The 25858-nt window shown below is 70.6% G+C and carries 32 protein-coding genes and 1 pseudogene; 15 read left to right on the top strand and 18 right to left on the bottom strand.

The features are described 5' to 3' along the window. The first annotated feature begins 21 nt into the window (after positions 1-21). From HNR70_RS02820 to HNR70_RS15565, 3 genes are all read left to right on the top strand, one after another. Positions 22-1629, top strand: coding sequence for a GMC family oxidoreductase (locus HNR70_RS02820; RefSeq protein ID WP_184324319.1), 1608 nt, complete (start codon positions 22-24; stop codon positions 1627-1629). A 219-nt stretch (positions 1630-1848) separates the two neighbouring features. Further along, positions 1849-2184: an AEC family transporter gene (locus tag HNR70_RS15570; RefSeq protein WP_221421082.1), complete on the top strand. Its 336-nt coding sequence runs from the start codon at positions 1849-1851 to the stop codon at positions 2182-2184. Positions 2185-2668: 484 nt separating this feature from the next. Continuing rightward, positions 2669-2890, top strand: a complete 222-nt coding sequence (locus HNR70_RS15565; protein WP_221421081.1) for a hypothetical protein — start codon at positions 2669-2671, stop codon at positions 2888-2890. Here the strand turns inward: HNR70_RS15565 and HNR70_RS16365 are convergent. The 4 genes from HNR70_RS16365 to HNR70_RS02795 all read right to left on the bottom strand — a co-directional run bounded on the left by HNR70_RS16365 (position 2865) and on the right by HNR70_RS02795 (position 5388). Next, a complete protein-coding gene (locus HNR70_RS16365; protein WP_184324318.1) occupies positions 2865-4004 on the bottom strand; it encodes a hypothetical protein in 1140 nt (379 codons plus the stop codon). The two genes, HNR70_RS15565 and HNR70_RS16365, sit on opposite strands and share 26 nt — an antisense overlap. Before the next feature lie 90 nt (positions 4005-4094). Next, positions 4095-4274 carry a hypothetical protein gene (locus HNR70_RS02805; RefSeq protein ID WP_184324317.1) on the bottom strand — a complete coding sequence of 60 codons (180 nt, stop codon included), beginning with the start codon at positions 4272-4274 and terminating at the stop codon, positions 4095-4097. Between the two features lie 152 nt (positions 4275-4426). Further along, positions 4427-4894 (bottom strand): MarR family winged helix-turn-helix transcriptional regulator, encoded by a 468-nt coding sequence (locus tag HNR70_RS02800; protein ID WP_184324316.1) that lies wholly within the window; start codon positions 4892-4894, stop codon positions 4427-4429. A gap of 65 nt (positions 4895-4959) precedes the next feature. Then, complete coding sequence (locus HNR70_RS02795; protein ID WP_184324315.1) at positions 4960-5388, bottom strand: nuclear transport factor 2 family protein; 429 nt, start codon at positions 5386-5388, stop codon at positions 4960-4962. 113 nt (positions 5389-5501) lie between these two features. Between HNR70_RS02795 and HNR70_RS02790 the strand changes: the two genes are divergently transcribed. Further along, on the top strand, positions 5502-5984 hold the full coding sequence (locus HNR70_RS02790; protein WP_184324314.1) for a DUF8821 family protein: 483 nt from the start codon (positions 5502-5504) through the stop codon (positions 5982-5984). Between the two features lie 41 nt (positions 5985-6025). Here the strand turns inward: HNR70_RS02790 and HNR70_RS02785 are convergent, their stop codons facing one another. Further along, a complete protein-coding gene (locus HNR70_RS02785) occupies positions 6026-6973 on the bottom strand; it encodes an alpha/beta fold hydrolase (RefSeq protein ID WP_184324313.1) in 948 nt (315 codons plus the stop codon). Between the two features lie 159 nt (positions 6974-7132). Between HNR70_RS02785 and HNR70_RS02780 the strand changes: the two genes are divergently transcribed. Next, positions 7133-7714, top strand: coding sequence for a methylenetetrahydrofolate reductase (locus HNR70_RS02780; RefSeq protein ID WP_184324312.1), 582 nt, complete (start codon positions 7133-7135; stop codon positions 7712-7714). Positions 7715-7747: 33 nt separating this feature from the next. Here the strand turns inward: HNR70_RS02780 and HNR70_RS02775 are convergent, their stop codons facing one another. From HNR70_RS02775 to vapB, 6 genes are all read right to left on the bottom strand, one after another. Further along, on the bottom strand, positions 7748-8200 hold the full coding sequence (locus HNR70_RS02775; RefSeq protein WP_184324311.1) for a hypothetical protein: 453 nt from the start codon (positions 8198-8200) through the stop codon (positions 7748-7750). Between the two features lie 73 nt (positions 8201-8273). Continuing rightward, a complete protein-coding gene (arr, locus tag HNR70_RS02770; RefSeq protein ID WP_184324310.1) occupies positions 8274-8699 on the bottom strand; it encodes an NAD(+)--rifampin ADP-ribosyltransferase in 426 nt (141 codons plus the stop codon). A gap of 68 nt (positions 8700-8767) precedes the next feature. Next, positions 8768-9049: an ABM domain-containing protein gene (locus HNR70_RS02765; protein WP_184324309.1), complete on the bottom strand. Its 282-nt coding sequence runs from the start codon at positions 9047-9049 to the stop codon at positions 8768-8770. 100 nt (positions 9050-9149) lie between these two features. Beyond that, on the bottom strand, positions 9150-9752 hold the full coding sequence (locus HNR70_RS02760) for a GrpB family protein (RefSeq protein ID WP_184324308.1): 603 nt from the start codon (positions 9750-9752) through the stop codon (positions 9150-9152). A gap of 45 nt (positions 9753-9797) precedes the next feature. Beyond that, positions 9798-10217 carry a PIN domain nuclease gene (locus HNR70_RS02755; protein WP_184324307.1) on the bottom strand — a complete coding sequence of 140 codons (420 nt, stop codon included), beginning with the start codon at positions 10215-10217 and terminating at the stop codon, positions 9798-9800. After that, positions 10208-10432 (bottom strand): type II toxin-antitoxin system VapB family antitoxin, encoded by a 225-nt coding sequence (gene vapB / locus HNR70_RS02750; RefSeq protein WP_184324306.1) that lies wholly within the window; start codon positions 10430-10432, stop codon positions 10208-10210. The genes HNR70_RS02755 and vapB overlap by 10 nt, the downstream gene beginning before the upstream one ends. 145 nt (positions 10433-10577) lie before the next feature. On the opposite strand from vapB, the gene HNR70_RS02745 reads away from it, so the two are divergent. Beyond that, complete coding sequence (locus HNR70_RS02745; RefSeq protein ID WP_184324305.1) at positions 10578-10946, top strand: nuclear transport factor 2 family protein; 369 nt, start codon at positions 10578-10580, stop codon at positions 10944-10946. An 85-nt stretch (positions 10947-11031) separates the two neighbouring features. Here HNR70_RS02745 and HNR70_RS02740 read toward each other — a convergent pair whose 3' ends face one another. Together HNR70_RS02740 and HNR70_RS02735 are read right to left on the bottom strand one after the other, a co-directional pair. Further along, positions 11032-11937: a protoheme IX farnesyltransferase gene (locus HNR70_RS02740; RefSeq protein ID WP_184324304.1), complete on the bottom strand. Its 906-nt coding sequence runs from the start codon at positions 11935-11937 to the stop codon at positions 11032-11034. A 129-nt stretch (positions 11938-12066) separates the two neighbouring features. Then, a complete protein-coding gene (locus tag HNR70_RS02735) occupies positions 12067-12240 on the bottom strand; it encodes a hypothetical protein (RefSeq protein WP_184324303.1) in 174 nt (57 codons plus the stop codon). 101 nt (positions 12241-12341) lie between these two features. On the opposite strand from HNR70_RS02735, the gene HNR70_RS02730 reads away from it, so the two are divergent. The 3 genes from HNR70_RS02730 (at position 12342) to HNR70_RS02720 (ending at position 14555) form a co-directional block, all read left to right on the top strand. Beyond that, positions 12342-12998 carry a cation efflux transmembrane domain-containing protein gene (locus HNR70_RS02730; RefSeq protein ID WP_184324302.1) on the top strand — a complete coding sequence of 219 codons (657 nt, stop codon included), beginning with the start codon at positions 12342-12344 and terminating at the stop codon, positions 12996-12998. A 79-nt stretch (positions 12999-13077) separates the two neighbouring features. After that, positions 13078-13626: a PadR family transcriptional regulator gene (locus HNR70_RS02725; protein ID WP_184324301.1), complete on the top strand. Its 549-nt coding sequence runs from the start codon at positions 13078-13080 to the stop codon at positions 13624-13626. Continuing rightward, a complete protein-coding gene (locus tag HNR70_RS02720; RefSeq protein ID WP_184324300.1) occupies positions 13623-14555 on the top strand; it encodes an alpha/beta fold hydrolase in 933 nt (310 codons plus the stop codon). The genes HNR70_RS02725 and HNR70_RS02720 overlap by 4 nt, the downstream gene beginning before the upstream one ends. Here the strand turns inward: HNR70_RS02720 and HNR70_RS02715 are convergent. Next, positions 14524-14877, bottom strand: coding sequence for a DUF1801 domain-containing protein (locus HNR70_RS02715; RefSeq protein WP_184324299.1), 354 nt, complete (start codon positions 14875-14877; stop codon positions 14524-14526). The two genes, HNR70_RS02720 and HNR70_RS02715, sit on opposite strands and share 32 nt — an antisense overlap. Before the next feature lie 132 nt (positions 14878-15009). Here HNR70_RS02715 and HNR70_RS02710 point away from each other — a divergent pair, with 132 nt between their 5' ends. The 3 genes and pseudogenes from HNR70_RS02710 to HNR70_RS02700 form a co-directional block, all read left to right on the top strand. Then, positions 15010-16260: an IS256 family transposase gene (locus tag HNR70_RS02710; protein WP_184324298.1), complete on the top strand. Its 1251-nt coding sequence runs from the start codon at positions 15010-15012 to the stop codon at positions 16258-16260. Between the two features lie 106 nt (positions 16261-16366). Continuing rightward, complete coding sequence (locus HNR70_RS02705; RefSeq protein WP_184324297.1) at positions 16367-17509, top strand: calcium/sodium antiporter; 1143 nt, start codon at positions 16367-16369, stop codon at positions 17507-17509. Positions 17510-17650: 141 nt separating this feature from the next. After that, positions 17651-17929, top strand: a pseudogene (locus tag HNR70_RS02700) (helix-turn-helix domain-containing protein); the annotation flags it as partial. A gap of 34 nt (positions 17930-17963) precedes the next feature. On the opposite strand, the gene HNR70_RS02695 reads toward HNR70_RS02700, so the two are convergent. The 3 genes from HNR70_RS02695 to HNR70_RS02685 form a co-directional block, all read right to left on the bottom strand. After that, positions 17964-19129 (bottom strand): IS3 family transposase gene (locus HNR70_RS02695; RefSeq protein ID WP_246375130.1). Its coding sequence is split into 2 segments (ribosomal slippage): positions 17964-18842 and positions 18845-19129, totalling 1164 coding nucleotides; the frame shifts between segments, so codons are not numbered across the junction. 498 nt (positions 19130-19627) lie between these two features. Continuing rightward, positions 19628-20713, bottom strand: coding sequence for a redox-regulated ATPase YchF (gene ychF / locus HNR70_RS02690; RefSeq protein WP_184324296.1), 1086 nt, complete (start codon positions 20711-20713; stop codon positions 19628-19630). 111 nt (positions 20714-20824) lie between these two features. Continuing rightward, a complete protein-coding gene (locus tag HNR70_RS02685; protein WP_184324295.1) occupies positions 20825-21475 on the bottom strand; it encodes an NAD(P)-dependent oxidoreductase in 651 nt (216 codons plus the stop codon). A 140-nt stretch (positions 21476-21615) separates the two neighbouring features. On the opposite strand from HNR70_RS02685, the gene HNR70_RS02680 reads away from it, so the two are divergent. Both HNR70_RS02680 and HNR70_RS02675 read left to right on the top strand, forming a co-directional pair. Next, complete coding sequence (locus HNR70_RS02680) at positions 21616-21981, top strand: winged helix-turn-helix transcriptional regulator (RefSeq protein WP_184324294.1); 366 nt, start codon at positions 21616-21618, stop codon at positions 21979-21981. A 93-nt stretch (positions 21982-22074) separates the two neighbouring features. Further along, complete coding sequence (locus HNR70_RS02675) at positions 22075-23334, top strand: DNA recombination protein RmuC (RefSeq protein ID WP_246375129.1); 1260 nt, start codon at positions 22075-22077, stop codon at positions 23332-23334. 7 nt (positions 23335-23341) lie between these two features. Here the strand turns inward: HNR70_RS02675 and HNR70_RS02670 are convergent, their stop codons facing one another. Further along, positions 23342-24355, bottom strand: coding sequence for a 4-hydroxy-3-methylbut-2-enyl diphosphate reductase (locus HNR70_RS02670; protein WP_184324293.1), 1014 nt, complete (start codon positions 24353-24355; stop codon positions 23342-23344). Positions 24356-24485: 130 nt separating this feature from the next. Here HNR70_RS02670 and xseA point away from each other — a divergent pair, with 130 nt between their 5' ends. Next, positions 24486-25820 (top strand): exodeoxyribonuclease VII large subunit, encoded by a 1335-nt coding sequence (gene xseA / locus HNR70_RS02665; protein WP_184324292.1) that lies wholly within the window; start codon positions 24486-24488, stop codon positions 25818-25820. The last annotated feature ends 38 nt before the right edge of the window (positions 25821-25858 follow it).

The raw sequence follows: 25858 nt of genomic DNA, 5'->3' as shown, positions 1-25858 counted from the left end.
CGAGAGGAAGCAGGAGAGACCATGACAGAGAAGAACCTCGCGCCGAAGGACCTCACCTCCGAGAACCCCGTCGTCGAGTACGACTACATCGTCATCGGCGGCGGCTCCGCCGGGGCCGTCGTCGCCGCCCGCCTCAGCGAGGACCCGAGCCTCCAGGTGGCGCTGCTCGAGGCCGGACCGCACGACCTAGAGCACGAGGAGGTGCTGCAGCTGAAGCGCTGGCCCGAGCTGCTGGAGTCCGGCCTGGACTGGGACTACCCGATCGAGCCGCAGGAGAACGGCAACTCCTTCATGCGCCACGCCCGCGCGAAGGTGCTGGGCGGCTGCTCCTCCCACAACTCGTGCATCGCCTTCCACCCGCCGGCGGAGGACATGGACCTGTGGGAGCGGATGGGAGCCGAGGGCTGGGGCGCGAAGGACATGCTCCCCCTCATCGAGCGGCTCGAGACCAACCGCGACCGCGAGGGCGCCGGGCACGGCACCGACGGCCCGGTCGAGCTGATGGACGCCCCGGCCGACGACAAGCTCGGCATCGCCCTGCTGGACGCCTGCGAGCAGGCCGGGATCCCCCGCGCCCGCTTCAACGACTTCGAGACCGTGGTCAACGGCGCGAACTGGTTCCAGGTGAACCGGAAGGCCGACGGCACCCGCGCCTCTTCGTCCGTGTCCTACCTCCACCCGATCCAGGACCGCGAGAACCTGCACGTCCTCACCGGGCACCAGGTCATGCAGATCCTGTTCGACGAGGAGCAGCGGGCCACGGGCGTGGAGTACATCGACAACGCCTTCGACCGCTCCTCGATCATGCACGCCCGCAAGGAGGTCATCCTCTCCGCCGGCGCGATCGACTCCCCGAAGCTGCTGATGCTCTCCGGGATCGGCCCCGGCGAGCACCTGCGCGAGCTCGGCATCGACGTGCGCGTGGACTCCCCCGGCGTCGGCTCCAACCTCCAGGACCATCCCGAGGCGGTGATCTCCTGGGAGTCGAGCCAGAAGATGACCCGCGAGTCCACCCAGTGGTGGGAGATCGGGATCTTCGCCCCCACCGAGGAGGGTCTGGACCTGCCGGACCTGATGATGCACTACGGCTCGGTGCCCTTCGACATGCACACCCGCCGCCAGGGCTATCCCACCTCACCGGAGTCCTTCGCGCTGACCCCGAACGTCACCCATGCCCGCTCCCGCGGCACGGTGCGGCTGCGCTCGATCGACTACCGCGACAAGCCGAAGGTCGACCCGCGCTACTTCACCGACGAGGAGGGGCACGACATGCGCGTCGCCGTCGCCGGCATCCGCAAGGCCCGCGAGATCGTCGCCCAGTCCGGGATGGACGCGTTCCGCGGCCGGGAGCTGTTCCCCGGCGAGGACGTGCAGAGCGACGAGGAGATCGCCGACTACGTCGCGAGGACCCACAACACCGTCTACCACCCCGCCGGCACCGTCCGGATGGGTGCGGTGGACGACGAGATGTCGCCGCTGGATCCACAGCTGCGGGTCAAGGGTGTGACGGGCCTGCGCGTCGTGGACGGCTCGGTCATGCCGCAGCTGGTCGCCGTGAACCCCAACATCACCACGATGCTGATCGGCGAGCGCGCCGCGGAGCTGATCCGCGGCGGCGAGGGGGCCTGAGCCCCGTCGGCCGCACGCGGGGCTGAGCCCCGCCGGCCGCGAGGACCGATCATCCGAGGCACGGCCCGGGGCGATGCCCCGGGCCGCTCCTCGTGGTCCGCTCTCGGGGGCGTGAGCCCCGACTCAGATCCTGCACCGCGCCTCCGCTGGGGGCGAGGCGGCGGGCAGGAGGGATACCGTCGGAGGACGGAGCGACGCCCGGCTGCTGCGCTGCTCTGCATGGAACCCCAGGAGGTGGCCATGGCGACGGTCGCTGTCGTCATCCCCTTCTTCACGGTGATCGCGCTGGGGTTCCTCGCCGCGTGCACGCGGATCCTTCCGGCCGACGCGGTCGCGGGGCTGAACGTCTTCGTGCTCTACTTCGCGCTGCCGCCGATGCTGTTCCGCCTCAGCGCGGCGACCCCCGTCTCCCAGCTGCTGGACCCCACCACGCTCGCGGTGTGGCTGCTCGCGGCCGTGGCGTTGATCGCCGCCGCGCTCGTGGTCGCGCTGCGCCCCGGCCGCAGCTGGCTGAACGCGTCCTTCGGCGGCCTCATCGCGGCGCAGCCGAACTAGGGATTCATGGGCCTGCCGCTGCTCCTCGCGCTGCGCGGCGAAACGGCGTCCGGCCCCATCGTCACGACCCTGCTGGTGGACATCGTGATCATCCAGTCCCCGGCACTCGCCCTGTCCGAGCAAGGGCGCGGCAAGGGACTGCTCCCCCAGCTGGACGGCACGGTGCGCCGCGCGGTGGGCAACCCCCTGCCCTGGGCGATCGTGCTCGGCGCGCTGTGGGAGGCCACCGGGCTGACGCTCGCGGGCCCGGTCGACTCGCTGCTGGAGATCCTCGCGGGCGCCGCGACACCGGCGGCGCTGTTCACCATCGGCGCGGTGCTCGCCCGGCGGCGCACTGCGCCCTCGCACGGCACGAACGGCGCGGGGGGGCACACCGGTCCCGTCCGACGGGGGCGCCCCGGCCCCGGCCAGCCCGTCGGCCCGCTTCCCGCTGCTCTCCCCCGGGGTCTCGTGGCTGACGGCGCTCAAGCTGGGAGCCCAGCCGATGCTGGTGCTCGGTCTCGGAGCCGCCGCGATCGCGCTCGGCCTGCCGCTGTCCGAAGCGGACCTGCGGATCCTGATCCTGGTCGCCGCGCTCCCGTCCGCCGCGAACGCGGCGATGCTCGCCGAGCGCCTGGGAGCGAACAGCGCCCGGATCGCTGTGGTGATCCTGCAGTCGACCGTAGTGGGGCTGTTCACCTTCACCGCTCTCGCCTCGGTGCTGTAGCCGACGAGCGCCCCCGGCCCGCGCGGTCGCGACCGAGCTCGCTCACGCGCCGTCGGCGGCGCGCAGCTCCCGAGCGACGGCCGACGGATCCGCCCGCCACGCGGCGTCCGGGAACCCTGCGCGCGGCGAGCACGGCGTGCACGAAGTTGTCGTTCCCGCCCTCGAGGTGCCGGGCGACCAGGGGCAGGTACACAGTGCTGCGTCCGTCGACGCGGTCGTCGATTCCCAGCTCGGCGGCACACTTGATCGTCTGGAACGGGGTGATCCTTCGCTCCTCGTCGCCGAACACCTCTGCGAGCAGCACTTCAGCAGTCGCTGCGCGTCGCTGGAGCTGGAGGGCCTCGTCGGTGCCGGATGCGCCAGACGGGGCGGCGGCGCGCACGTCCTCCCACGTGCCGGGGAGGCCGCGCTCGGTGGCCGGGCGATCCGCGGAGACGAGCGCCTCGAGCTGGGCGTTGCCGCCCCAGAGCAGGGTCTCCGGCCGGGTGACGACGAGGGCGAGGATCCGGTCTGTGCCGTGGGCGAGGAGCGCGACGCGGGTGCGCTGCTCCCCCGACGGATCGGTCCAGGGTTCCAGCATGAGCAGCGCGCGTCCGTCCCCGAGCCGTTCCTCGGGCATAGCGCGCTGGAGGGAGTCGTCCATGCCGTGCAGGCCTGGGAGTGCGTTGAGCAGCACATGGGTCTGCCCGCCGGGGTCGCTGCGCACTGTGACCTCGCAGACAGGTCCGCGACGAGCGCGGTGCTCGCGGCTGAGCAGGTAGGGCGGGGGCAGGGTCACCTCGACGTCGCGCAGGCGGTAGGGGTTCCCGCCGAGTGCGGCGACGCTCTCCAGGGCCGCGGCGAAGTCCGGGACCTCCCCCTGATGGTGGGTGAGCGGCACGGCCCAGCCCCTGTCGGTCCACAGGGTCAGCGGGATCTGCCAGCAGTCCTGCGCGGCGAGCCAGTCGAGGTACTCCGCGGACTCGAGCCCACACCAGCCGGGCCAGTCCTTTGCGGCGGGGCTGCCGTCCACGGAGAGGATCAGGTCGATGGTGAGCTCCTGGCCGGAGGGAGCATCCGCCTGCTCGTTCGTGCGTGCGGTGCGTTCGGTGCCTGCGGTGTCGTCGGTGACCATCTTGGGCTCCTCGCCTCGGGCGGGTCCGGTGCCCGCGCCACGGGGAGGACATCACGCGCCTCTGCGGCGCGGCCCTCTCCCGCGGGTGCCTCAGCGCACGAGCAGGATGATCCCGATCGTGCCGAGCACGAGCGCGATGATCACCAGCGCGATCGCCCACGGGGCGACGCGGCTGCGCTTGACCGTCATGGTGGTCGAGTAGATCGACACGACGCCGACGAGGAACATCATCAGCGCGAGCAGGCAGAGAAGGGCTCCGGGGACGCTCACGAGGATCTCCTGGGGGCGAGGGGTCGGTGTGATGGGATACCACGAGGGCACGGGAAGCATCGTACCGAGATAGTTAGTGCACTAACAGTACGAGGGGCGGTGAGTCCCGACGCGGTGCGCGGAGCGCACGGAGGGACGCCAACGGGCGCGCGTCAGGCGCGCGAGTCGTCGTCGGCGTCGGCCGCGGCGTCGATGACCTTCATCATCGTGGCGTGGAGCTGCACCAGTTCCGCCTCGTCCATCCCGAGCCGGCGCATCATCGTGCCGGGGATCGCCTCGGCCTGGGCGCGCAGGGCCTGCCCCTGCGCGGTGAGGACGATCGCGAGCGAGCGCTCGTCGGCCGCGTCGCGGCGGCGGGAGACGTACCCGAGCGCCTCGAGCCGCTTGATCAGCGGCGAGAGCGTCGCGGGCTCGAGATGGAGGAGGGAGCTCAGCTGCTTGAGGGACAGCGGCGCCTTCTCCCACAGCGCGAGCATGACGAGGTACTGGGGATGGGTGAGGTGGAGCGGCTCGAGTACCGGGCGGTAGGCGGCGATGACGCTGCGGGAGGCCACCGAGAGGGCGAAGCAGACCTGGCTCTCCAGGGCGAGCGGATCGCGCCCGGTCCCGTCCTCGTTCATCGTGCTCTCCTGTCGCCGTGGCCCTCGGGCGGGAGCGACGCGGCGGGCGGCTCCCGCCCGGGATCCTACGAGGTCGGCGTGCCCGCGGGGACGTCCTGGCTGAAGGTGTTCCACCATCTGCCCTCGCGCCGCTGCCAGAGCGAGGAGATGAAGGCGACCTCGGCCTCCGCGCCGCGCCCCGCACCGCCGGCGGCGCGGTGCTCCGCGCGGTAGACCAGCAGTGCCGCGTCCGGTGCGATCGGGAGCACGCGCGCCTGCGAGAGGGCGAACCGCTCCGTGATCGGGCCGTCGTCCAGCTCGCCGAGGTGCGCGGCCAGGTCGAGGATCCCGGCGGGGGTGACGCCGACGAAGTCCTCGGACAGCAGCTCCCGCTCGGCGTCCGCATCGCCGCGCACCTGCGCCTGCCACACCTGCTCCTCGAGGGCGAGGAGGAGGGCGAGGTCGGGAGCGTCATGGGGAGCCGCAGGAAAGGAATCGGGATCTTGGGAATCCATGCGACCATCATCCCCGCTGCGTTCGCTCCCGCCCCACTGCCCCCGCAGCCTCGTCCCCGTCGGCAGCGCGGGCACCCCGCGTACGCTTCTGCCACCGCTCCCGGAAGAATCCCATGCCGCACATGTCCGTCTCGTTCACCGATGTCTCCACGGAGGGCCTGGAGTCCTCCCCCGTCGCCGATGCCCTCGCGGGCCTGCGCGCGAACGAGGCCCGCTACTTCAAGAACAAGTACGACCACGACTTCACGGTCGTCCCCGCCGCGGAGGCGCCGCAGACCCTTGCCTGGGTCGAGGAGATCCTGCGCACCGAGCGCGAGCTCGTGATCGACTCCCCCGCGCTCGAGATGAGCATCAGCGAGGTGGACGGAATCTTCTGGGTGTACGTGTTCTACGAGTCCGGGCTCGGCCTGAACGCGCTGTGGACCCGGGAGGAGGCGGGCAAGCGCGCCGTCGGCTTCAAGCTGTCCGACGGGATGGAGGTGCCGCAGGAGCTCTCGGCCTTCAAGTTCGCCCGCCAGAAGTCCAAGCTCGCCGGCACGATCCGCGGCTCGTACTTCGTGATCAAGGGCGAGCACCCGCTGCCCGAGGAGGCCTGACCCCGCGGCGCCGCGCACTCCAGGGCCGCCAGGGGCACGGATCAGGACCCGTTCACCGCCCGCTCGACGAGGGCGATGATCTCCTGCTCGACGTCCGCGCGGGTGCCCGGCTCGTTGTGGACCTCGTGCCGCACCCCCGGGTAGACGCGGGTGCGCACGTCGCGATGGCCGCTGTCCCACAGTCGGTTGGCGACGTGGTAGGCGCCCTCGCCGTAGGCGGTGACGGGGTCCTGGTCCCCGGCGAGGATCAGGATCGGCAGGTCCGCGGGGAGGGCGGTGTAGAAGTCCTCGCCGTTGGCGCGGTCGTAGAGGTCCACGAAGCCCTGCACGAAGCGGGCGCTGAGCGGGGCGCCGAAGTTGTTGAACGGGTCGATGCCGTGGTCGGCGACCACGTCCGCGTCGAGGGCGACCCAGGCGGTGGGGCCGGCGTCCTCGCCGAACCGCTCAAGGAACCCGTCGAAGAGCTGACCCATGAGCTCGCCCGGCACGGGCTCGGCGCTCTGCGGGGAGCCGGCGACCTCGGCGAGCGCGGCACGGTCGATGCTCTGCTCGATGCCGCGCATCCCGGCGGCGATGCCGCACAGGCCCAGCGCGTCCAGCCGCGCCTCGGGCCGCATGGCGACGGCGCGGGCGATCATCGAGCCCCAGCTGTGGCCGAACAGGACGTAGGGCAGGTCCGGGTGCTGCTCGCGGGCGGCGGCCTGGAGGGTCAGCTCGTCGGCGACGACGACGTCGGCCGCGTCGTCCCCGGCGTCGCCCCAGATCCCGGACTCCATGGCGGTGCGGCCGTGGCCGGCGTGGTCGTCAGCGACCACGGCGCAGCCCGCGTCCAGCAGCGCGGAGATGAGGTGGAGGTAGCGGCGGGAGTGCTCGCCGAGGCCGTGGACGATCTGCACCACGGCGCGCGGCGGGGCGGCGGGCGTGTACAGCCAGCCCTGGATCGTGTCGCGGCCGTTCGCGGAGGTGAAGGTGATCTCGCGCAGGGACATGGGCTCTCCTCCCCCGCGCTCGCGGCGGGGTCCGTGGTGGTCGGTCCGCTGGTCGCGGCGCTGACGGTGCCTCGTCGGATCCGTCCTTCCAGGTTAGCGCCCCGCGCGGGCCTACGGGTCGTAGCCTGCGGGCAGGACGATAAGGAGGTCGAGGTCGACTTGTGGCCCGAGCAGACGAGCCCCGCGGGCGGCACGCGCCCGGCGGCGGCGTACTCGCTGGAGGTGACCGGGAAGGCCATCGCCCAGCTCGAGGCGGCGCGTGCGGACATCCCCCTGGGCACGCCCGTGAACATCGCCTTCCTCGGCAACGAGGACCATGCCCAGCGCGTCGGTGCCGCGCGGGCGATCCGCGACTGGGGGCTCTCGCCGGTCCCGACCCAGATGACCTTCGACGCCGACGCGCTCGTGCGCTGGGTGCGGCAGGTGCGGGCCGACGGGATCGACGCGCCCCTGCGGCTCGGGGTGCCGGGTCCGGCGAGGGCCGGGACACTGCTGCGCTTCGCGCGGCAGTTCGGGGTCTCGCCCTCGGCGCAGGTCGCCGAGCGCTACGGGCTGCCGACCGACGGCGCGGCGGATGCCCCCGTCGGCCCCGAGCGGTTCTGGGACGCCCTGCAGAGCGGGCTCACGGCGGCGAGCGCGGAGATCGACCTCGGCGTGATCGGGTACCACCTGTACCCCTTCGGCGGGATGAGCGCGGCGGTGCGGTGGATGAACGGCCGCCTCACCCTGCCAGGGGCGTAGGCCGCGAACCTCTCGCGCTCGACGCGACTCTTCTCAGCGCAGCCGGGAGTTCTCGTCGCCGGGGTCGTGGTCCTCGTCGATGAGCATGCGCTCGTGGGCGACGGTCGCGCCGATCGCACGGCCCTGGGCATCGCGCAGCACCAGGTCCACGTCGCCGAGCTCCGTCCACGGGGGTGCGCTCGACTCCTCGGCGAAGAGTCCGCCGAGCTCCTCGAGAGCGCGCAGGATCTCCCGGTCGTAGGCGAAGCGGTGCACCACGGCGGTGGGCCTGGGGCGAGAGCAGCCGTTCCCCGGTCCCACACCGACGGTCAGGATCGAGGGCAGATGGGCGAGTCGCGCGAGCAGCGGGTCCGCCGCGCTCTCGTCGTTGGCCACGAACTCGAGCTGCGCGGTCCGGGGGCGGAGGGCGGCGAGCCATGCCCGTTGCGCGTCGCGGGTGGGGACTGCGGGGCGCGCGTGAACTGCGGGGTCGACGGCTCGGCTCATGCTCGTTGGCCTCCTCTGCAACGGTCTCGGGCGTTGTCCCGAGAAGCCCGATCATGGCACGTGGGAAGGCGCCTCAGTTGATGATCTCGGCGTCGTTCTCCCGCATCGCGGCGAGCCGCTCGCGCCACAGGTCGAGCTCGGCGGGCTCGAGACGGGTCCAGTCGGTGATCTCCTCTAGGATCCGCAGCGGCGCGGTGCTGCGATAGGACTGCGTGGGGTTGCCGGGGAACTTCTTGTCGGTGACGTTGGGGTCGTCCTCGAAGGGGCCGGTGGGCTCGACGAGGTAGACGTGCGGGGCCGAGCCCTCCGGGCCGAGCATCGCGGCGATCTCCGCGGCCAGTACTCCGCCGTCGCAGCGGGCGGTGAAGTAGACGTGGTTCATGACCACCTCGGGACGGTAGTTGGACCGGTGGCCTGCGGCGATCAGGTCACCGGGCTGCAGCGCCGCGCGGGTGCCGTGGAAGTAGGCGGGGTGCTGGGGCGCGTCGTTGGTCTCCACCCCCGGAGTGTCCCACGGTGCTCACGAGCCGGACAGCGGGGCGAGGGGCGGTCGGGGCTGCCCTGCGCTCAGATCTCGACGAGGTGCAGCCCTTCGACCTCCTCCGCCTCCCACACGTCGAAGGGGTCCTCGGCGACCGCTTCGCGAACGAGCGGGAGGAGGCGGCGCGCCGACTCCTCGTCCTCGAACATCGCAAGGCCGATCAGCCGCCCGGTGTCCGCGTCCTCGAGGGTGTGGACGCCGAGCATCCCGTCCCTGCCGCGCATCGCGGCGCCGAAGCGGTGCATGGAGTCGATGAGGGCGTCGCGGTGCTCGGGATGCGGGGTGTGGATCGACATGACGGTGTACATGGCGGGGAAGGTAGCACCGCATTCCCCCATGCGTTCGGCCGACGGGCGTTCGGCCGACGGGCGTTCGACCGACGGGCGTTCGGCCGATGGGCAGCGGCGATCAGCGCAGCCCCGCCGCGGCGAAGGCGCGCGCGTAGATCTCCCGGATCACGTCCTGCTTGCGCCGGTTGTACTCCATCATCTGCTCACCCTCGGCGTTCGAGAGCGCGGCGACCTCGTGCTTCGTCTCCGCATACAGCGCACGGTCCTCGTCGCTGCGACGCAGGTGGTCGCGGAAGATGCGGTGGCGCCAGGGCTCGGCGGCGTCGGGGCCGAACACGTGCAGGTGCGCGCGGGGTGCGTCGAGGCGCAGCATCCGGTGGCCCTGCCACCACGGTTCGCGGACCGTGAGTACGAAGCAGTCCGACTCGAGGGCGGGCAGCCACACCTCCTCGTCGGCCGGATCGGCGACGATCAGGTCGACGTCGAGGATCGGCTTCGCCGCGAGGCCCGGCACGGAGGTCGAGCCGACGTGGTCGATCGCGAGCGCCCTGCCTCCGAGCGCACTGCGCAGGCGCGCGGCGAGCGCCTCGAATCTGGCGGGCCAGGTCGGGTCGGCCGGGACCACGTCGATGTGCTGGACGACGGGCGGCACCACCCACGGGGTCTCGCCCGGTGGAGGCGCGTCGTCGGAGACGGTGAGGATCTCGCGCGGTGTGGGCATGGGCCCATCCTCCTCGGTCCGCGAGGATCGTTCCCTCCGCACGGGTCAGCGGGTTGCGAGGGTGTGCACCTGCTGGCCGGTCACCTCGGCGATGAGATCGAAGTCCTTGTCGATGGCCAGAACTGTCAGTCCACTCTTCTCCGCCGTCGCCGCGATGAGGAGGTCGGGGATCGACGGCGCGCGATGCTGTCCCCTGTCGGCAAGGAGCATCTGCACCTCCCACGCACGGTCCTCCATCGCCGGGGTCAGATGCTCGATCGGCAGGAGGGACAACGGTGGCAGGCTGAAGGCTTCACGTCCTGCTGCCCCCGAGCGTGTGGAGTAGCCGAGCTCCAACCGCGTGATCGTCGACAGGCGCACGAGACCCCGTTCGATACGGGAGTTCCAGATCTCCATCTCGGCGGCCTGCCCGCTCTGCATCCTTGCGTAGGCGGACTTGTCGATGAGCCAGCTCGTCACCGCCATGCCGATCCCATGATCTCCGGATCCGCCAGATCCTCGAAGACCTCGGAGGACCGCACCCAATCAGCGGGGGTGACAGTCGCACCAGCGGCCGGCGAGACATCCTGCTCCAGCCTGCGCCGCAGATACTCGTTCCGGGACAGCCCGAGCTCCGCCGCTTGGGCATCGATGCGCTCCACGGCCGCATCGCTCAGTCCTCGAATCAACACATTCGTCATGGACTCCCCCGATCGCTTGATATCACGATATCAGGACGAGGGCGCAGAACGAAGACTGCTGCCGTGCCCGGAGGCGAACACCATGACCACAGCGCAGGCGGCGAGCCCGGGACTGTCGACGGCGGGCGTGGTTACAGTGGGAGTCGTGAGTCGACTCATCCTCGAAGACCTCCTCTGCCTCGAGCGTGGCGGCTGGGACTCGCTGTGCTCCTCGCGGGGCGCCGAGTTCTACGGCGACCTGATGACGGACGACGGCCTCAAGGTGCTGGTCAACGGTGCCGTGTTGGACCGCGACGCCGTCACCGCCTCGCTGGGAGCGGCGCCGGCCTGGGACGACTACCGGATCAGCGAGGAGCAGCTGGTGCCGCTCGGCGAGGATGCGGCGGTGCTGGTGTACCGGGCCTCGGCGCATCGTGGGGACGTCGAGTTCGAGGCGCTCATGGCCAGCACCTATCGCGTGGTGGAGGGACGCCCTCGTTTGGCGCTGTACCAGCAGACCACCATCACGCACTGACCCCGCGAGGTCGTCCGGGCCAGGCTTCCTGCCTCGAGCCGTCCTCGGGTGGTGAGGTGCGGCGTCGCGGACGGACCGGAGCAGATCACAGCCGCTCGAGCGGTCCCAGCACGAGCACGGCGCAGAGCACGAGGATCACCACGAGCGTCTGGCCGAACACGTCGCTCGCCCACGCGGTCGCGTCCACGTCCTTGCGCTGTCCGCGTGCGGCAGTGAACAGCATGACCAGGGCGCAGATCGCGAGGACGGCCGTGGCGACCGGGCCCGCCGAGCCGAAGGCGCCGAGCCCGAGGGCGGCGAGGAGGAAGACGACGGCGCCGGCGAGGACGAGGCGCTTGGTGTGGGTGACGCCGTAGGCGAGGGCGGCGACGGGCACATCGGCCGCGGCGTAGTCGTCGCGGCGCCGGATGGAGATGGCGTAGAAGTGGACGACCTGCCAGGCGACGAGCAGCGCGAACAGGGCGATCGCGTCGGCCGGACGCGGAGTGGGGGCGGCGAGCACGCCGGCGACAGGCGGCAGGGCGCCGGGGACGTTGCCGATGAGGGCGGCGTGCGGGGTGCGGTGCTTGGCGAGGGTGTACACGACCGCGTAGAGCAGCCACGCGACCACGCCGGTGATAGCGGCGGCCGGGGTGGTGAGCAGCAGCAGGACCAGGAGGCCCAGCACCCCGAGCGCCGCGGCGTAGACGAAGCTCGCGGTCGCCCCGATCTGCCCGGTGGCCTGGCCGCGGTGAGCGGTGCGTGCCATCTTCGCGTCGATGTCGCGGTCCACGTGGTTGTTGACCACGCAGGCGGACGCGATGACGAGCGCGGTCCCCAGGAGCAGGCCGAGGAAGGTCGCCAGGCTGAAGGGCTGGGCGGCGAAGACGTAGGCCGCGGCGGCGGTGGCCGTGTTGCTCACGGTGATGCCGGGCTTGATCGCGTCGATGTAGAGGCCGAGACGGGAACCGCTGCTGCTCGCTCGCGGGCCGCCCGCACTCCGTGTCGCCATGGTGTTCAGCCTAGATCGGGCCCGCACGGAAGGGGATCTCAGGCGGGCGCGGCGTGAGGCGACGAACTCCCAGGGTTCCGGGAGCGCCGAGCACCGCGCATTCCGGGAGCGCCGAGCGCGGCGATCCGGTCAGTCGGAGGGACCCGGCAGGCCCGTCGCCTCCGGTCCGTCGCGGAACCGGTCGGCGATCTCCTCCTCGGGACGGGGCGGGACCGTCTCGTCCTCCTCGAGATCGGGGAGGGGGATCTCCTCCCCAGGGCGTGGAGCATGGTCGTGGATGGGCTTCTCACGTGCTGTGTTCATCGCGATGCCTCCGTTGCTTCGGAGTCCGAGAATAGTCCGCGGTGGCATGGGACGCACCGGTCCCGAGGCGGCGATCCGCGCGACGACTACCGTGGTCCACGATGAGCAACTCGTCCAGGGACACCACCGGCACCGAAGAGCCGACCAGCAACTTCGCCCCATACCTGGTCAAGCGCGCCGTGCTCACGGTCGCGGTGCTGAACTTCGCCTACTTCTTCGTCGAGTTCACCGTCGCCCTCGGCGCCGGATCGGTGGCGCTGCTCGCGGACAGCGCGGACTTCCTCGAGGACACCGCGATCAACCTCCTGATCTTCGTCGCGCTCGGCTGGGCGCTGGCGAAGCGGGCGGTGATGGGCAAGGTCATGGCGGTGGTGATCCTCGTGCCCGCGGGCCTCGCCGCCTGGGAGGCGGTGCAGCGCGTCACCGATCCGGTGGCGCCCGACGTGCTCCCCGTCGTCCTCGCCTCCCTCGGCGCGGTCGTCGTCAATGGCGCGAGCGCCCTGATCATCTCCCGGGTGCGCCGGCACGGCGGCTCCCTCGGGCGGGCGGCGTTCCTCTCCGCCCGCAACGACGTGCTGGTGAACCTCGCGGTCATCGCGATGGCATGGGTCACCGCCTGGACCGGCTCGGGGTGGCCGGACCTGATCCTCGGCTGCCTCATCATCCTGCTCGCGCTCCACGCGGCGCACGAGGTGTGGGAAGTCAGCGAGGAGGAGCGCCTGGCCGCCACGGCCCTCGCCGGCGACGCGATCGACTGAGCCGTCCGTCGGTCCGGCACCGGGCACCCGCTTTCACACATAGGTGACTTTGCCTATAGGTGCGCAGTGCCCTATGGCCATGGACCTCCAGCACGCGATCCTCGGCCTTCTGTCCCTCCAGCCCATGAGCGGCTACGACCTCGGTCGCGCCTTCGCAGGCTCCGTCGCCCACTTCTGGCATGCCGATCGCTCGCAGATCTACCGCACCCTGGCGCGCCTGGAGGAGCCCGGGGCGATCGAGACCGAGACGATCTCGCAGGACGGACGGCCCGATCGCAAGCTGCACTCCCCCACCGCAGCCGGCGAGGCGGAGCTGCGGGAGTGGCTGGATTCGCCGCTCGAGCCCGAGCAGTCCAAGGAGCCGTTCCTGGCCCGCCTCTTCTTCGCCGAGCAGCTCGGGGCCGACGGGGTCGCGCGCCTTTTGGAGGAGCGTCGGGCCCAGGCCGAGGAGACCCTCGAACGCCTCTCCGCGATCGAGATCCAGGGCTCGGGACTCGGCCACGAGCTCCGCGTTGCCACCCGCCAGAACGGCGTCCAGCACGCCCGGGCCGAGATCGCCTGGCTCGACGAGCTGCGGGACCGCCTCGACCTGCCGACCCCCTTCCATGACCAGGAGCAGACCCCATGAGCACCTCGGCGCACTCCGCCCTGCACGAACAGTTCCCTCTCGAGCATGGCCCGCGCGAGGGCGAGACGATCGTGTTCGTCCACGGTGGCAGCTCCGGGGCATGGACCTGGATCGGGGTCGTCGAGAATCTGCCCGGCCGGCACACGCTCACTCCCGACCTTCCCGGCTACGGGGAGCGGTATCGCGAGGCCTGGCGGGGGCTGGACGGCGCGGCCGACGACCTCGCGGCCCTCCTCCGGGAGCGGGCGCTCTCCGGCCGGGCGCACGTGGTCGGACTGTCGCTCGGCGGGTTCGTGGCCATGCATCTGCTCCACCGCCATCCCCAGCTCGTGCACTCCTGCACGATCAGGGGCTCAGCGCTGCTCGGCTACTCGCGCCGGGAGCGGATGCTCGTCGGCCCCCAGGTCCCCCTCTGGCACCGGCGCTGGTACTGGGCGGCGCAGGCGCCGCTCTTCCGGATCCCGGCCGACGCGCGCGACCTGTTCGTCACGACGGCGGTGCGGCCGAGCCCCGCCTCGAACCGCGCGATGTTCGACGAGGTGGCGGGGCATGCGCTGCCGCCTGACGGCTACGCGTTCGACGGGCTGGTCCTCGCCGTCGCCGCCGAGCATGATTCTCCCTCGATCCAGCGCGCCTTCGCCCCGTTGCGCGCCGCCCTGCCGCAGACGCGGACCCGGGTGGCACCCGGCGTGCACCATCCGTGGAGCGCGGAGGATCCGGCGCTGTTCGCCCGCATGGTCGCTGCGCAGGCGGACGGACGGGAGTGGCCGGAGCAGGGGCTCGCCCTGCAGGGATGGCGCCGACGCGAGCCCGAACGATTGCCCAGTGCCGCTGCCAGGGCGGGCTGCCAGCGGGGTGCGGGACGGGCAAGGTGCAGCCCGCCCCGCACCCTCATGGTCATCCGACCACGGCCCTCACGATCTCGGTGATGCGCTTCTCGGCGGCCGCGTCGAGCTCATCCAGGTACCACGCGGCGGGCATCAGCGTGCCGTCGACGCCGCCGGCCGGGACGAGCTCGACCTTCTCGGTGAGAGCGAGGTTGACCCGTTCGTCGTTGCGCAGCGTCACCAGTGCCGGTGTGCTCGCCGAGCGCGCGTAGGCGGGCATGCCGTACCAGATCCGCGGCTTCAGGTCGGGGGCGGCGGCCACGATGATCTCGTGAACCCGCTGCACGAGCGACCGCACGGGCTCGTCCATCGACCCGATCTTGTCGATCACCTGCGCGAGGTTCTTCTCGTCCTTCGTTGCCATGGCATGTCCTCTCAGTTGAGTCCCGCATAGTGGTGTAGCGCGGTGGCCCTGTGATCGTCCCGGACGTGGACGCGGCCACCGTGTGATCCTTCGAGTGAACCTCTCACAGCACTCTCGAACGGAGTCATCACGATGACCGCACCCCATATTGTCGACCCTTCCGGCCTGCTCGGTGAAGCCCTGGCTGAAGCGTCCCCGGATCTGATGCGCAGCCTGCTCCAGGACGTGATCAATACCCTGCTCTCCGCGGACGCTGATGCCGTTGCCGGCGCGGAGTACGGCCGCCCCAGCAGCGGCCGGGTCGCGCAGCGCAACGGCTACCGCCACCGCGACCTCGACACCCGCGTCGGCACGATCGACGTCGCGGTCCCCAAGCTCCGCACCGGCACCTACTTCCCCGACTGGCTGCTCGAGCGACGCAAGCGCGCCGAATCCGCCCTGATCACGGTCGTCGCGGACTGCTACCTCGCCGGTGTCTCCACCCGCCGCATGGACAAGCTCGTGAAGACCCTGGGCATCCACAGTCTTTCGAAGTCGCAGGTCAGCAGGATGGCGGAGTGGTTGGACGAGCATGTCGAGCAGTTCCGCCACCGTCCCCTGGACGAGGCTGGGCCGTTCACGTTCGTCTCCGCTGACGCGCTGACGATGAAAGTCCGCGAGGGCGGGCGCGTGATCAACGCCGTCGTCCTGCTCGCCACCGGCGTCAACGCAGACGGGCACCGCGAAGTCCTCGGCATGCGGGTCGCGACCAGCGAGACCGGAGCGGCCTGGAACAGCTTCTTCGCCGACCTCGTCGCCCGCGGCCTCGCCGGAGTCCGTCTGGTCACCAGCGACGCGCACGCCGGCCTAGTCGAGGCGATCGCTGCGCACCTGCCTGGCGCGGCCTGGCAGCGGTGCCGCACCCACTACGCCGCGAACCTCATGGCCGTGACCCCCAAGAGCATGTGGCCGGCGGTGAAAGCGATGCTGCACAGCGTCTATGACCAGCCCGACGCAGCAGCCGTGAACGCGCAGTTCGAGCGGCTGCTGGACTACGTCAGCGAGAAGCTCCCGGCCGTGGCCGAGCACCTCGATGCCGCCCGCGCAGACCTGCTCGCGTTCACGGCGTTCCCCAAGGACGTGTGGGTCCAGATCTGGTCGAACAACCCCACCGAACGGCTGAACAAGGAGATCCGCCGCCGCACGGACTCCGTCGGCATCTTCCCGACCCGCGAGGCGATCGTCCGCCTCGTCGGCGCGGTCCTGGCCGAACAGACCGATGAGTGGGCCGAAGGACGCCGCTATCTCGGCCTGGACGTCCTCGCCCGGTGCCGCCTCACCGTCGTCCCCGAAACCAGCACCGAGGAGGTCACCACAAGCTCTCTGCCCGCCCTGACCGCCTGACCCCCAAACGAAGGATCGCTACACCACTTCCCGGGACTTGACCGAAATCTCGAGGTCAACGGGTGCTCGTGGCAGGGCCTGAACTGTGGTCCGTACACTCCTACTCATGGATGCGCTTGATATTGGACGGATCGTGGCCGGACTGGTGCTGCTGGTCTTGGGTGGGGAATTTTTGGTGCGTGGGGCGTCAGCACTGGCCGGACGTTTCGGGATTTCGTCATTGGTGATCGGTCTCACCGTAGTGTCAGCGGCGACGTCGGCACCAGAGTTCGCAGTGAGCGTCGGTGCTGTACTGCGTGATGAACCGGGGGTTGCCGTGGGCAATGCGGTTGGCAGCAACATCATTAATGTCCTGCTCATCCTGGGACTGTCCGCGCTGGTCGTTCCCCTCGCTGTAAAGCGGAGGCTGATCCGCTTTGACCTGCCCCTGATGGTCGTCTTGTCAGTTCTACTGCTCCTTGTGTCCCGGGATGGGAGGATCAGTGCGGTGGACGGGCTGATACTATTTTTCGGTGTGGTGGTCCACACCATAATGTCCGTGGTGATTAGTCGGCGGGACGCCAAGACCGCGGTGAATGCCCGGGAAGGGACAGGAGATTCGGCAACCATCGATCCAGCCGACGAGGGAGGGGCTGCGCTAGGCGCCTCGGTCAGCAGGTCGCTCTTCTTTGTGCTGCTGGGGGTCGCGTTGCTGGTCGCCGGTGCCACGCTGCTCGTGGAAGGAGCAGTGAACATAGCCACCACGTTGGGCGTAAGCAGCCTCGTGGTCGGACTGACCGTTGTGGCTGTCGGGACATCGCTGCCCGAGCTGGCGACGTCCATCATTGCCGTGCGTCGCGGTGAACGGGACCTAGCGGTGGGCAACGTGGTCGGCAGCAATATCTTCAACATAGGGGTAGTGCTAGGACTAACCGCGGTCATCTCTCTTGAGGGCATTCCCGTATCCGGCGCCGCAGTGGCCTTCGATATCCCAGTAATGCTGGCGGCCGCAGTGGCACTACTGCCGATCGCGTTCACGGGCTTCGCGGTGGCGCGTTGGGAGGGCGGCTTGTTCGTGGTTTTGTACGCCGCCTACACCGGATACCTTGTGCTGGCTGCCACAGCGCACGATGCACTGGAGGGATTCACCGTAGCCATGGCGTGGTTCGTGCTGCCGTTAATCGCACTGACGCTCATTTCCTTTACAGCCTACGAAATCGGGCTCCGCAAGGGACGCCGAGACCTGGACCAGACCACGACTTCGACGTAGACCGTCGAGTGCATTCGGCTGCTGGCTTCATTCAGGTCGTCGGCTGAATGTAAATCGGCAAGAGATGACTGTCGGTTGGTGGTGTCATAGCGTCGAAGCAACACTCCCGGTCGGCGGGGGTCTGATCGGTGGAGTGTGCGGATGGCGCGGGTGGGGTTGTCGTGCAGTGACAGGTCGGAGATCTCGACGGCCTCGAAAGCGGGCTGGTCGGTGCGGAGGATCGCCCGTCACCTGGGGCGTTGCCCGTCGGTGATCTCGCGGGAGCTTCACCGGAACTCGACGAAGACCCGCGGCTACCAAGCCGTGACCGCAGACGTCAGAGCGCAGCGTCGGCGGGCTCGCCCGCAGCAGCGGAAGGTCGCGGGGGATCCGGTGCTGCAGGCGAGGGTGGACGCCGACCTGGCCGCGTCCTGGACGCCGAAGGGACTGATGCGCGATCAGGTGTCAGCTGTGGTTAGGCCGCCAGGCTGACGGTCGGGTTCATGATGGCTTCGTACTCGATGGGGGTCAATCGGCCCAGGCGGGCCTGTCGGCGTCGGCGGTGGTAGGTCCGCTCGATCCAGGTGATGATCGCGATCCGCAGCTCTTCTCGGGTCCGCCAACGCCTGCGGTTCAGGACGTTCTTCTGGATCAGGGCGAAAAAGGACTCCATCGCGGCGTTGTCCCCGGCAGCACCGACTTTCCCCATCGAACCGATGAGGCGGTGACGGTTCAGGGCGTGCACGAATTTTCGTGACCGGAACTGAGATCCGCGGTCCGAGTGCACGATGCAGCCGCCGGCGTCACGGCGCCTGGACACCGCGTTGTCCAGGGCGTTTACTGCGAGGCGCGCCTTCATCCGGTCGCTGATGGAGTATCCGACGATCCGGCCGGAGAACACGTCCTTGATCGCGCAGAGGTAGAGCTTGCCCTCGTCGGTCCAGTGCTCGGTGATGTCCGTCAGCCACAGTTCGTTGAGGTCATCCGCGGAGAAGTCCCGTTGAACGAGGTCGTCGTGCACGGGCGGTCCGGGTCGTTTTCCGTTCTTCCCCCGCTTCTTGCCGAACACGGACCACCACTGATTGTCTCGGCAGATCCGCCACGCGGTTCGCTCACACATGCGCTGGCCAGCGGCTTCCGCTTCGCCGGCGAGGAACCGATAGCCGAACTCGGGATCGTCGCGGTGGGCGTCGAACAGCGCGTTTGCTCGATAGGCCTCGACCAGCTCGGACTCGGTGACTTGCTGTTTCCGCCAGCGGTAGTAGGGCTGGCGGGAGAGCTTCAGGACCCGCAGGGACACCGCGACGGGGATCCCGTCAGCAGCGAGCTCGCTCACGAGCGGGTAGAGCCTTTTCCCGGCAGATTCGCCTGCGAGAGATAGGCAGCCGCGCGACGCAGGACCTCGTTCTCCTGCTCCAGCAGCCGGATCCGCTTGCGCGCATCGCGCAGCTCGGCAGAGTCCTCCCGCGTCTTGCCGGGACGGGCACCGTCCTCGACATCGGCCTGGCGCATCCAGTTCGTCAGGCACGACTCCGAGATCCCGAAGTCCTTCGCGATCTGGGAGAGCTTCTGGCCAGGTTCACGGTTCCTCGCGACACGGACGATGTCGTCACGGAACTCCTGGGGGTAAGGAGCGGGCATGGTGCACATCCTTCCCTGTGACGCTGCTCAGCGCCACAGATCATGTGACACCTACCCGCGCATCAGTCCCCGTGGCGCGAGCTCCCAGCTGAGTTCGGGTCATGGCAGACCGCCTTGCGCCGGCACAACCAACTGATCGCGAGCTCCCAGTGGGACGAAATCACTCGCACTCTGGAGGAACGTGACCTGCCCCAGTGAACCGGGGCGTCGTAGATGCGACTGACTTTTGAGTCAGGCTGCTTATTGAGTCAGCGCACCTGCCGAGAGATCTCGCGTCGAACGACGTGAACCCTCCGCAGCACTGGCGAGCCGAGGCTGCGTCCCAGAGGCGCTCCCGCACCGCAGAAAGCAGAATCGGCCCCTGCGGAAGCTCCGCAGGGGCCGCTCAAAGTCCCAGGTCAGCGGGGCAAACGCTTAGCAACTGATGGTAGATCGGAACTCGTCCGCCGAGCCAGATCGCCAGCTGCGAAGGTAAAGCCGCTGGTCAGACGGGCTTTTTTAGACATTGAACCTGAATTCAACCACGTCGCCGTCGCGCATGACGTATTCCTTGCCCTCCATGCGGACCCAGCCCTTGGCCTTGGCCTCGGCCATGGAGCCGGCCTCGAGGAGGTGGTCGAAGGAGACGATCTCGGCCTTGATGAAGCCGCGCTCGAAGTCGGTGTGGATGACGCCGGCGGCCTGCGGGGCGGTGGCACCCTTGGGGATCGTCCAGGCGCGGGACTCCTTGGGGCCGGCGGTGAGGTAGGTCTGCAGGCCCAGGGTGTCGAAGCCGACGCGGGCCAGCTGGTCCAGGCCCGACTCCTCCTGGCCGGTGCTCTCGAGCATCTCGGCGGCCTCGTCGGCGTCGAGCTCGATGAGCTCGGACTCGAACTTGGCGTCCAGGAAGATCGCCTCGGCGGGGGCGACGAGGTTGCGCAGCGCCTGCTGGGAGGCCTCGTCTGCCAGCCCCTCCTCGTCGGTGTTGAAGACGTAGATGAAGGGCTTGGCAGTCATCAGCTGCAGCTCGCGCAGGGCGGTGACGTCGATGCCGGCGTCCTTCGCGCCCTGATAGAGGGTCTTACCGGTCTCCAGCAGCGCCTTGGCCTTGGTGACGTTCTCGAGCACCGCGGAGTCCAGCAGGCCGCGCTTGGTCTCCTTCTCCAGGCGCGGCATGGCGCTCTCGATGGTCTGGAGGTCGGCGAGGATCAGCTCGGTGGAGATGACCTCCATGTCGCTGGAGGGGTCGGTGGAGCCCTCCACGCGGGTCACGTCGGGGTCGGCGAAGGCGCGAGTGACCTGGCAGATCGCGTCGGCCTCGCGGATGTTGGCGAGGAACTTGTTGCCCAGGCCTTCGCCTTCGCTGGCGCCCTTGACGATCCCGGCGATGTCCACGAAGGACACGGTCGCGGGGACCAGCTTCTCGCTGCCGAAGATACCCGCGAGCTGCGCGAGCCGCGGGTCGGGCAGGGGCACCACGCCGACGTTGGGATCGATGGTCGCGAACGGGTAGTTCGCGGCGAGCACCTCGGCGCGGGTCAGGGCGTTGAACAGGGTGGACTTGCCGACGTTGGGCAGTCCGACGATTCCGATAGTAAGAGCCACGGTGCCCGATCCTACGGCGCGCACGGCCCGTGGCGCAGGTCGGGGCCGACGGTCGGAGCGCCCAGCGGGCGCACCTCACACCGTCGGCCCCGGAGCGCGGAGCTGGAGGGCTCAGTAGGCGACGTGGAAGCGGGCGCGGCGATGCGCGGGCTGCTGGATCTCGTCGAGAATCGCGACGCCGAGGTCCTCGGCGGAGAGGGAGGAGTTCCCGTCGGCGTCGACGAGGAGCACGTCGTCGCTGGCCCGGTAGGCGCCGGTGCGCTCGCCGGGGGCGTAGGCGCCGAAGCCGCCCGCGGGGCTGACGAAGAACCAGTCGAGCCCGGTCTCGTCGGCCCGGAGGTCCTCGAGCACGGCGGTGAGCTCCTTCGCCTCGGGCTTGAACGCGTCGGGGAAGTCGGGTGTGTCCTGCACCCGCGGGCCGCCCTCGGCGACGAGCGTCGAGCCGGCCCCGCCGACGACGCCGAAGCGCGCGCCCTTCTCGCCCGCGAGGCGGGCGACGGTGGCGTAGATGCCGCGCAGGACGCCGGGCTCGGCGAGCTCACCGCGCGGGGCGGAGGCGGCGATGACGACGTCGGCCCCCTCGAGGACCTCGGCGAGCAGCGCCTCGTCCCGCAGATCCCCCGCGCGGTGCGCGGCGCCGGCGGGGAGCTCCGCCGGGGCGGTGCGGGATACGGAGAGGACGTCGTGGCCGCGCTGCGCGGCCTCCGTGACGATGCCGGTGCCGGCGTATCCGGTCCCTCCGAGGACGACGATGCGAGCCATTGGGCTCTCCTTCCCGGCACTCCTCGTGCCGATTCGACGAAACGTCCACGACTTCTGCCATGGACCTCGACGCTCACTGTAGGTAACCTTCTCTCCGCAGGGAAGTACGCACTTTCCGGTAACCACCCCAGGAGCCCCTCATGCCGTCTCTCGCCTACGACCCCTACGTCCACGACTGCCCCTCCCGGCAGCTGCTGGACCGCATCGGTGACCGCTGGACGGTGCTGGTCATCGGCGCCCTCGAGGACGGCCCGCAGCGCTTCTCCCAGCTCGCCCGCCGGGTCGACGGCGTGAGCCAGAAGATGCTCACCCAGACCCTCCGCTATCTGGAGGCCGACGGGCTCGTGCTGCGCACCGCGCACCCCGAGATCCCGCCGCGCGTGGAGTACGAGCTCACGGACCTCGGCACCTCGCTGCTCGAGCCGCTCGGGGCGCTGCTGTCCTGGGCGAAGGACCACATGGGCGAGGTGCAGGCCTCGCGGGACGCACTCGCGTCGGCGGGCTGAGCCATCCGATCGGGGCTCCTGACAGCGAGTCCCGACGCGCCCGACGAGGCGCGCCGCCCGTCGTCTGTCCCACCCCCGTGGTGCGATGGGTGCATGAGCGGAACACAGATGCTCCTGCTGGGCCTCGTCCTCGGCGCGCTGCTCGGCGCGGCCGCGACGTTCCTGGTGATGCGCGAGCGGGCACGGGCGGCGCTGCAGGTCCGTCGTGCGGGCGAGGAGTCGGCGGACCGGCTGCTGCGCCTGGCCGACGAGCGTCACGAGCGCGACGTCGCCCGGCGAGACGCCGCCGAGGAGGAGCGGGAGGCGGAGCTGCAGCGCACCCTCGCGCCGCTCACCGCGACCCTCTCCCAGCTCGAGCGGTCCCTCGCCCGCTCCGAGGCGGCCCGCACCGAGGCCGAGGGGGCGCTGCGCAACCACCTCGGCGAACTCGGCCGGCGCGCGCAGTCCCTCGAGCAGGGGACCTCCGCGCTGACCGCCGCGCTGCGCGCTCCCACTGCGCGCGGGCGCTGGGGCGAGGTGCAGCTGCGACGGATCGTCGAGGCCGCAGGGATGCTCGAGCACGTGGACTTCACCGAGCAGCTGCGCGGGATGCGGGCCGACGGGGACAAGGGGCAGCGTCCGGACCTCGTGGTTCGCCTCGCCGGCGGGCGCACGCTCGTGGTCGATGCGAAGGCGCCCATGGACGCCTACCTCGACGCGGTCGAGGAGACCGATCCGCAGCGGGCCCGCACCCGCCGCGCCGCGCACGCCAAGGCGCTGCGCCACCACGTGGACCAGATCTCCGCCAAGGCCTACTGGAAGGCGCTCGGGGACACCCCCGAGTTCACGGTGCTGTTCGTGCCGAGCGACGGGGTGCTCGCCGCGGCGCTCGAGTCCGATCCGGACCTGCTCGAGCACGGCTTCGCCCGGGACGTGGTGATCGCCTCCCCCGCCACGCTCGTCGCCCTGCTGCGCACCGTCGCGCACACCTGGCGCACCGACGCCCTGAACCGCGACGCCCGCGAGGTGCTCGAGACCGGGCGCGAGCTGCACCACCGGCTCGGCACGTTCACCTCGCACCTGTCCAAGGTGGGACGCTCGCTGGACTCCTCGGTCGCCGCGTTCAACGACGCGGTCGGCTCCCTGCAGTCGCGGGTGATGGTCACCGCCCGGAAGTTCGAGGACCTGAACCTCGCCGGGACCCGGCTCGAGGAGGTCGAGCAGCTCACCCGCCGCGCCCGCACCCTGGAGGACGAGGAGATCGCGGCGCTCGCGGACCCGGCTGCGGGCATCGGGTCGGGGGTCGCGGGCACGAGGCCGGGCGACGCGGCGCACGGAGGCGAGGACCGGCGCGCAGGGCGCGCCGCCGGCTGACCCCGGCTCAGGACTCCGCAGTCGCGCGGTCCCCGGAGGGCTTGGAGCGGCGGTCGGTCTCGCCGCGGTTCTTCATCTCCTGGCGCAGCTCGCGCGGGAGGGAGAACATGAGGTCCTCGGTGGCGGTGCGGACGGGCTCCACGTCGCCGTAGCCGCGCTCGGCGAGCTCGGCCAGCAGCTGCTGGACCAGGACGTCCGGCACGGAGGCGCCGGAAGTGACGCCCACGGTCTCGACGCCCTCGAACCACTCCTCGCGCAGCTCGGAGACGTTGTCGATGCGGTGGGAGGCCTTGGCCCCGGCCTCCTTGGCGACCTCCATGAGGCGCACGGAGTTCGAGGAGTTCGGGGAGCCGACCACGAGCACCAGGTCCGCGTCCGGGGCGATCTTCTTGATCGCGACCTGGCGGTTCTGGGTGGCGTAGCAGATGTCGTCGCTGGGCGGGGACTGAAGGGTCGGGAACCGCTCGCGCAGGCGGTCCACGGTCTCCATCGTCTCGTCGACGCTGAGGGTGGTCTGCGAGAGCCACACGACCTTCTCCGGGTCGCGCACGGTCACGCTGCCGACGTCGTCCGGGGAGTTGACGATCTGGACGTGGTCCGGCGCCTCACCGGCGGTGCCCTCGACCTCCTCATGGCCGGTGTGGCCCACCAGAAGGATGTCATAGTCCTGTCGGGCGAAGCGCACCGCCTCCTTGTGCACCTTGGTCACCAGCGGGCAGGTCGCGTCGATGGTGCGCAGGTTCCGCGCCTCGGCCATCTCGCGGACCTTCGGGGAGATGCCGTGGGCGGAGAAGATCACGAGCGAGCCCTCGGGGACCTCGTCGACCTCCTCGACGAACACGGCGCCCTTCTCCTTCAGGCGGTCCACGACGAGCTTGTTGTGCACGATCTCGTGGCGCACGTACACGGTCTCATCGTAGTGCTCGAGGGCGCGCTCGACGGCGACCACGGCGCGGTCGACGCCCGCGCAGTACCCGCGGGGCTCGGCAAGGAGGACTTTTCCGGTGCTCACGCCCACCATGGTAGGAGGCGGGGACGACCTGCGGGTCAGCGGTGGGGCGAGCGTCACCAACCCTCCACAGGCCCCTGCCGTCCACAGCGGCCGACGGCGCTGCCGCGGCCTGTCGGGCCGGCGTGGAAGCATGGGGTCCATGACGCAGACCTCCCCCACCCCGGACGGAGACGGCTCCCCACCGCCCCGCCCGGCCCTCGCCGCCACCGCCGCGCAGACCACCGCGGAGAACCCGTGGCCGCTGCGGCAGCTGTCGGTGAAGGTGGGCGAGTACGTGGCACGGATGTCGCCGCTGTGGGTCGAGGGCGAGATCGTCCAGCTGAACCGCCGCCCCGGCTCGGGGCTGAGCTTCATGACCCTGCGGGACATCGACGTGGACATGTCCTTCTCCGTCCCGATCCGCGAGCACGTGCTGCGCGCCCTGCCGGTCGAACCGGTGCCCGGCGCGCGCGTGGTCGTCCACGCCAAGCCCACCTTCTGGACCAAGCGCGGCACGCTCCAGCTCGAGGCCGACGACATCCGCCCGGTCGGGCTCGGCGAGCTGCTCGCCCGGCTCGAGCAGCTCAAGCGGGTCCTCGCCGCGGAGGGGCTGTTCGCCGCCTCCCGCAAGCAGCCGCTTCCCTTCCTGCCGCGCGTGGTGGGGCTGATCTGCGGGCGGGAGTCCGCCGCGGAGCGGGACGTGGTCGTCAACGCCCGTCGCCGCTGGCCCGCGGTGCAGTTCGAGATCCGCGAGGTCGCGGTGCAAGGCACGAAGGCGGTGCGGGAGGTCTCCGCGGCGCTGAAGGAGCTCGACGCCCGCGAGGACGTCGACGTCATCATCATCTCCCGCGGCGGCGGGTCGCTCGAGGACCTGCTCCCCTTCTCCGACGAGCAGCTTGTGCGGCTCGTCGCCGGGGCCGCCACCCCGATCGTCTCCGCGATCGGCCACGAGGTGGACACCCCGCTGATCGACCTCGCCGCGGACGTGCGCGCCTCCACCCCGACCGATGCCGCCAAGCGGGTGGTCCCGGACATCCAGGCCGAGATCGAGCAGCTCGACCTGGGCCGCACGCGCCTGCGCTCGGCGATCCGGGCCCGCCTCGAGCGGGAGCAGTCCGCGCTGGACGCGATGCGCTCGAGGCCGGTGCTCGAGAACCCCTCGAGCATCCTCGCCGGCCGGGCCGACGAGGTCCGCTCCCGCATCGCGCTGGCCCGCACCCTGATCGGCTCGCGCCTGGACCGGGCGGGCGACGAGGTCGCCCACCTCGGCCGACAGGTCCGCGCGCTCAGCCCGCTGGCGACCCTCGAGCGCGGCTACGCCGTGGTGCAGACGGCCGACGGCACGATCGTGCGCGACGCCGCCGGGGCCGACGTCGGCCAGGCCCTGTCCGTGCGCGTCGCCGGTGGCCGCTTCGGCGCCGAGCGCACCGCGCACGACCCCTACGTCCCCCCGACCACCGATCCCGACCAGACCTCCCCGAGGAGCACGCAGTGAACGCCTCCCGCACCCCCGCCACCGACCCAGGCGAGTTC

This window comes from Brachybacterium aquaticum, assembly GCF_014204755.1.
In the GTDB taxonomy this organism is placed as follows: Bacteria; Actinomycetota; Actinomycetes; order Actinomycetales; family Dermabacteraceae; genus Brachybacterium; species Brachybacterium aquaticum.
The sequence above is the reverse complement of the archived record's forward strand: the minus strand, read 5'-3'. Positions and strand labels throughout refer to the sequence as shown.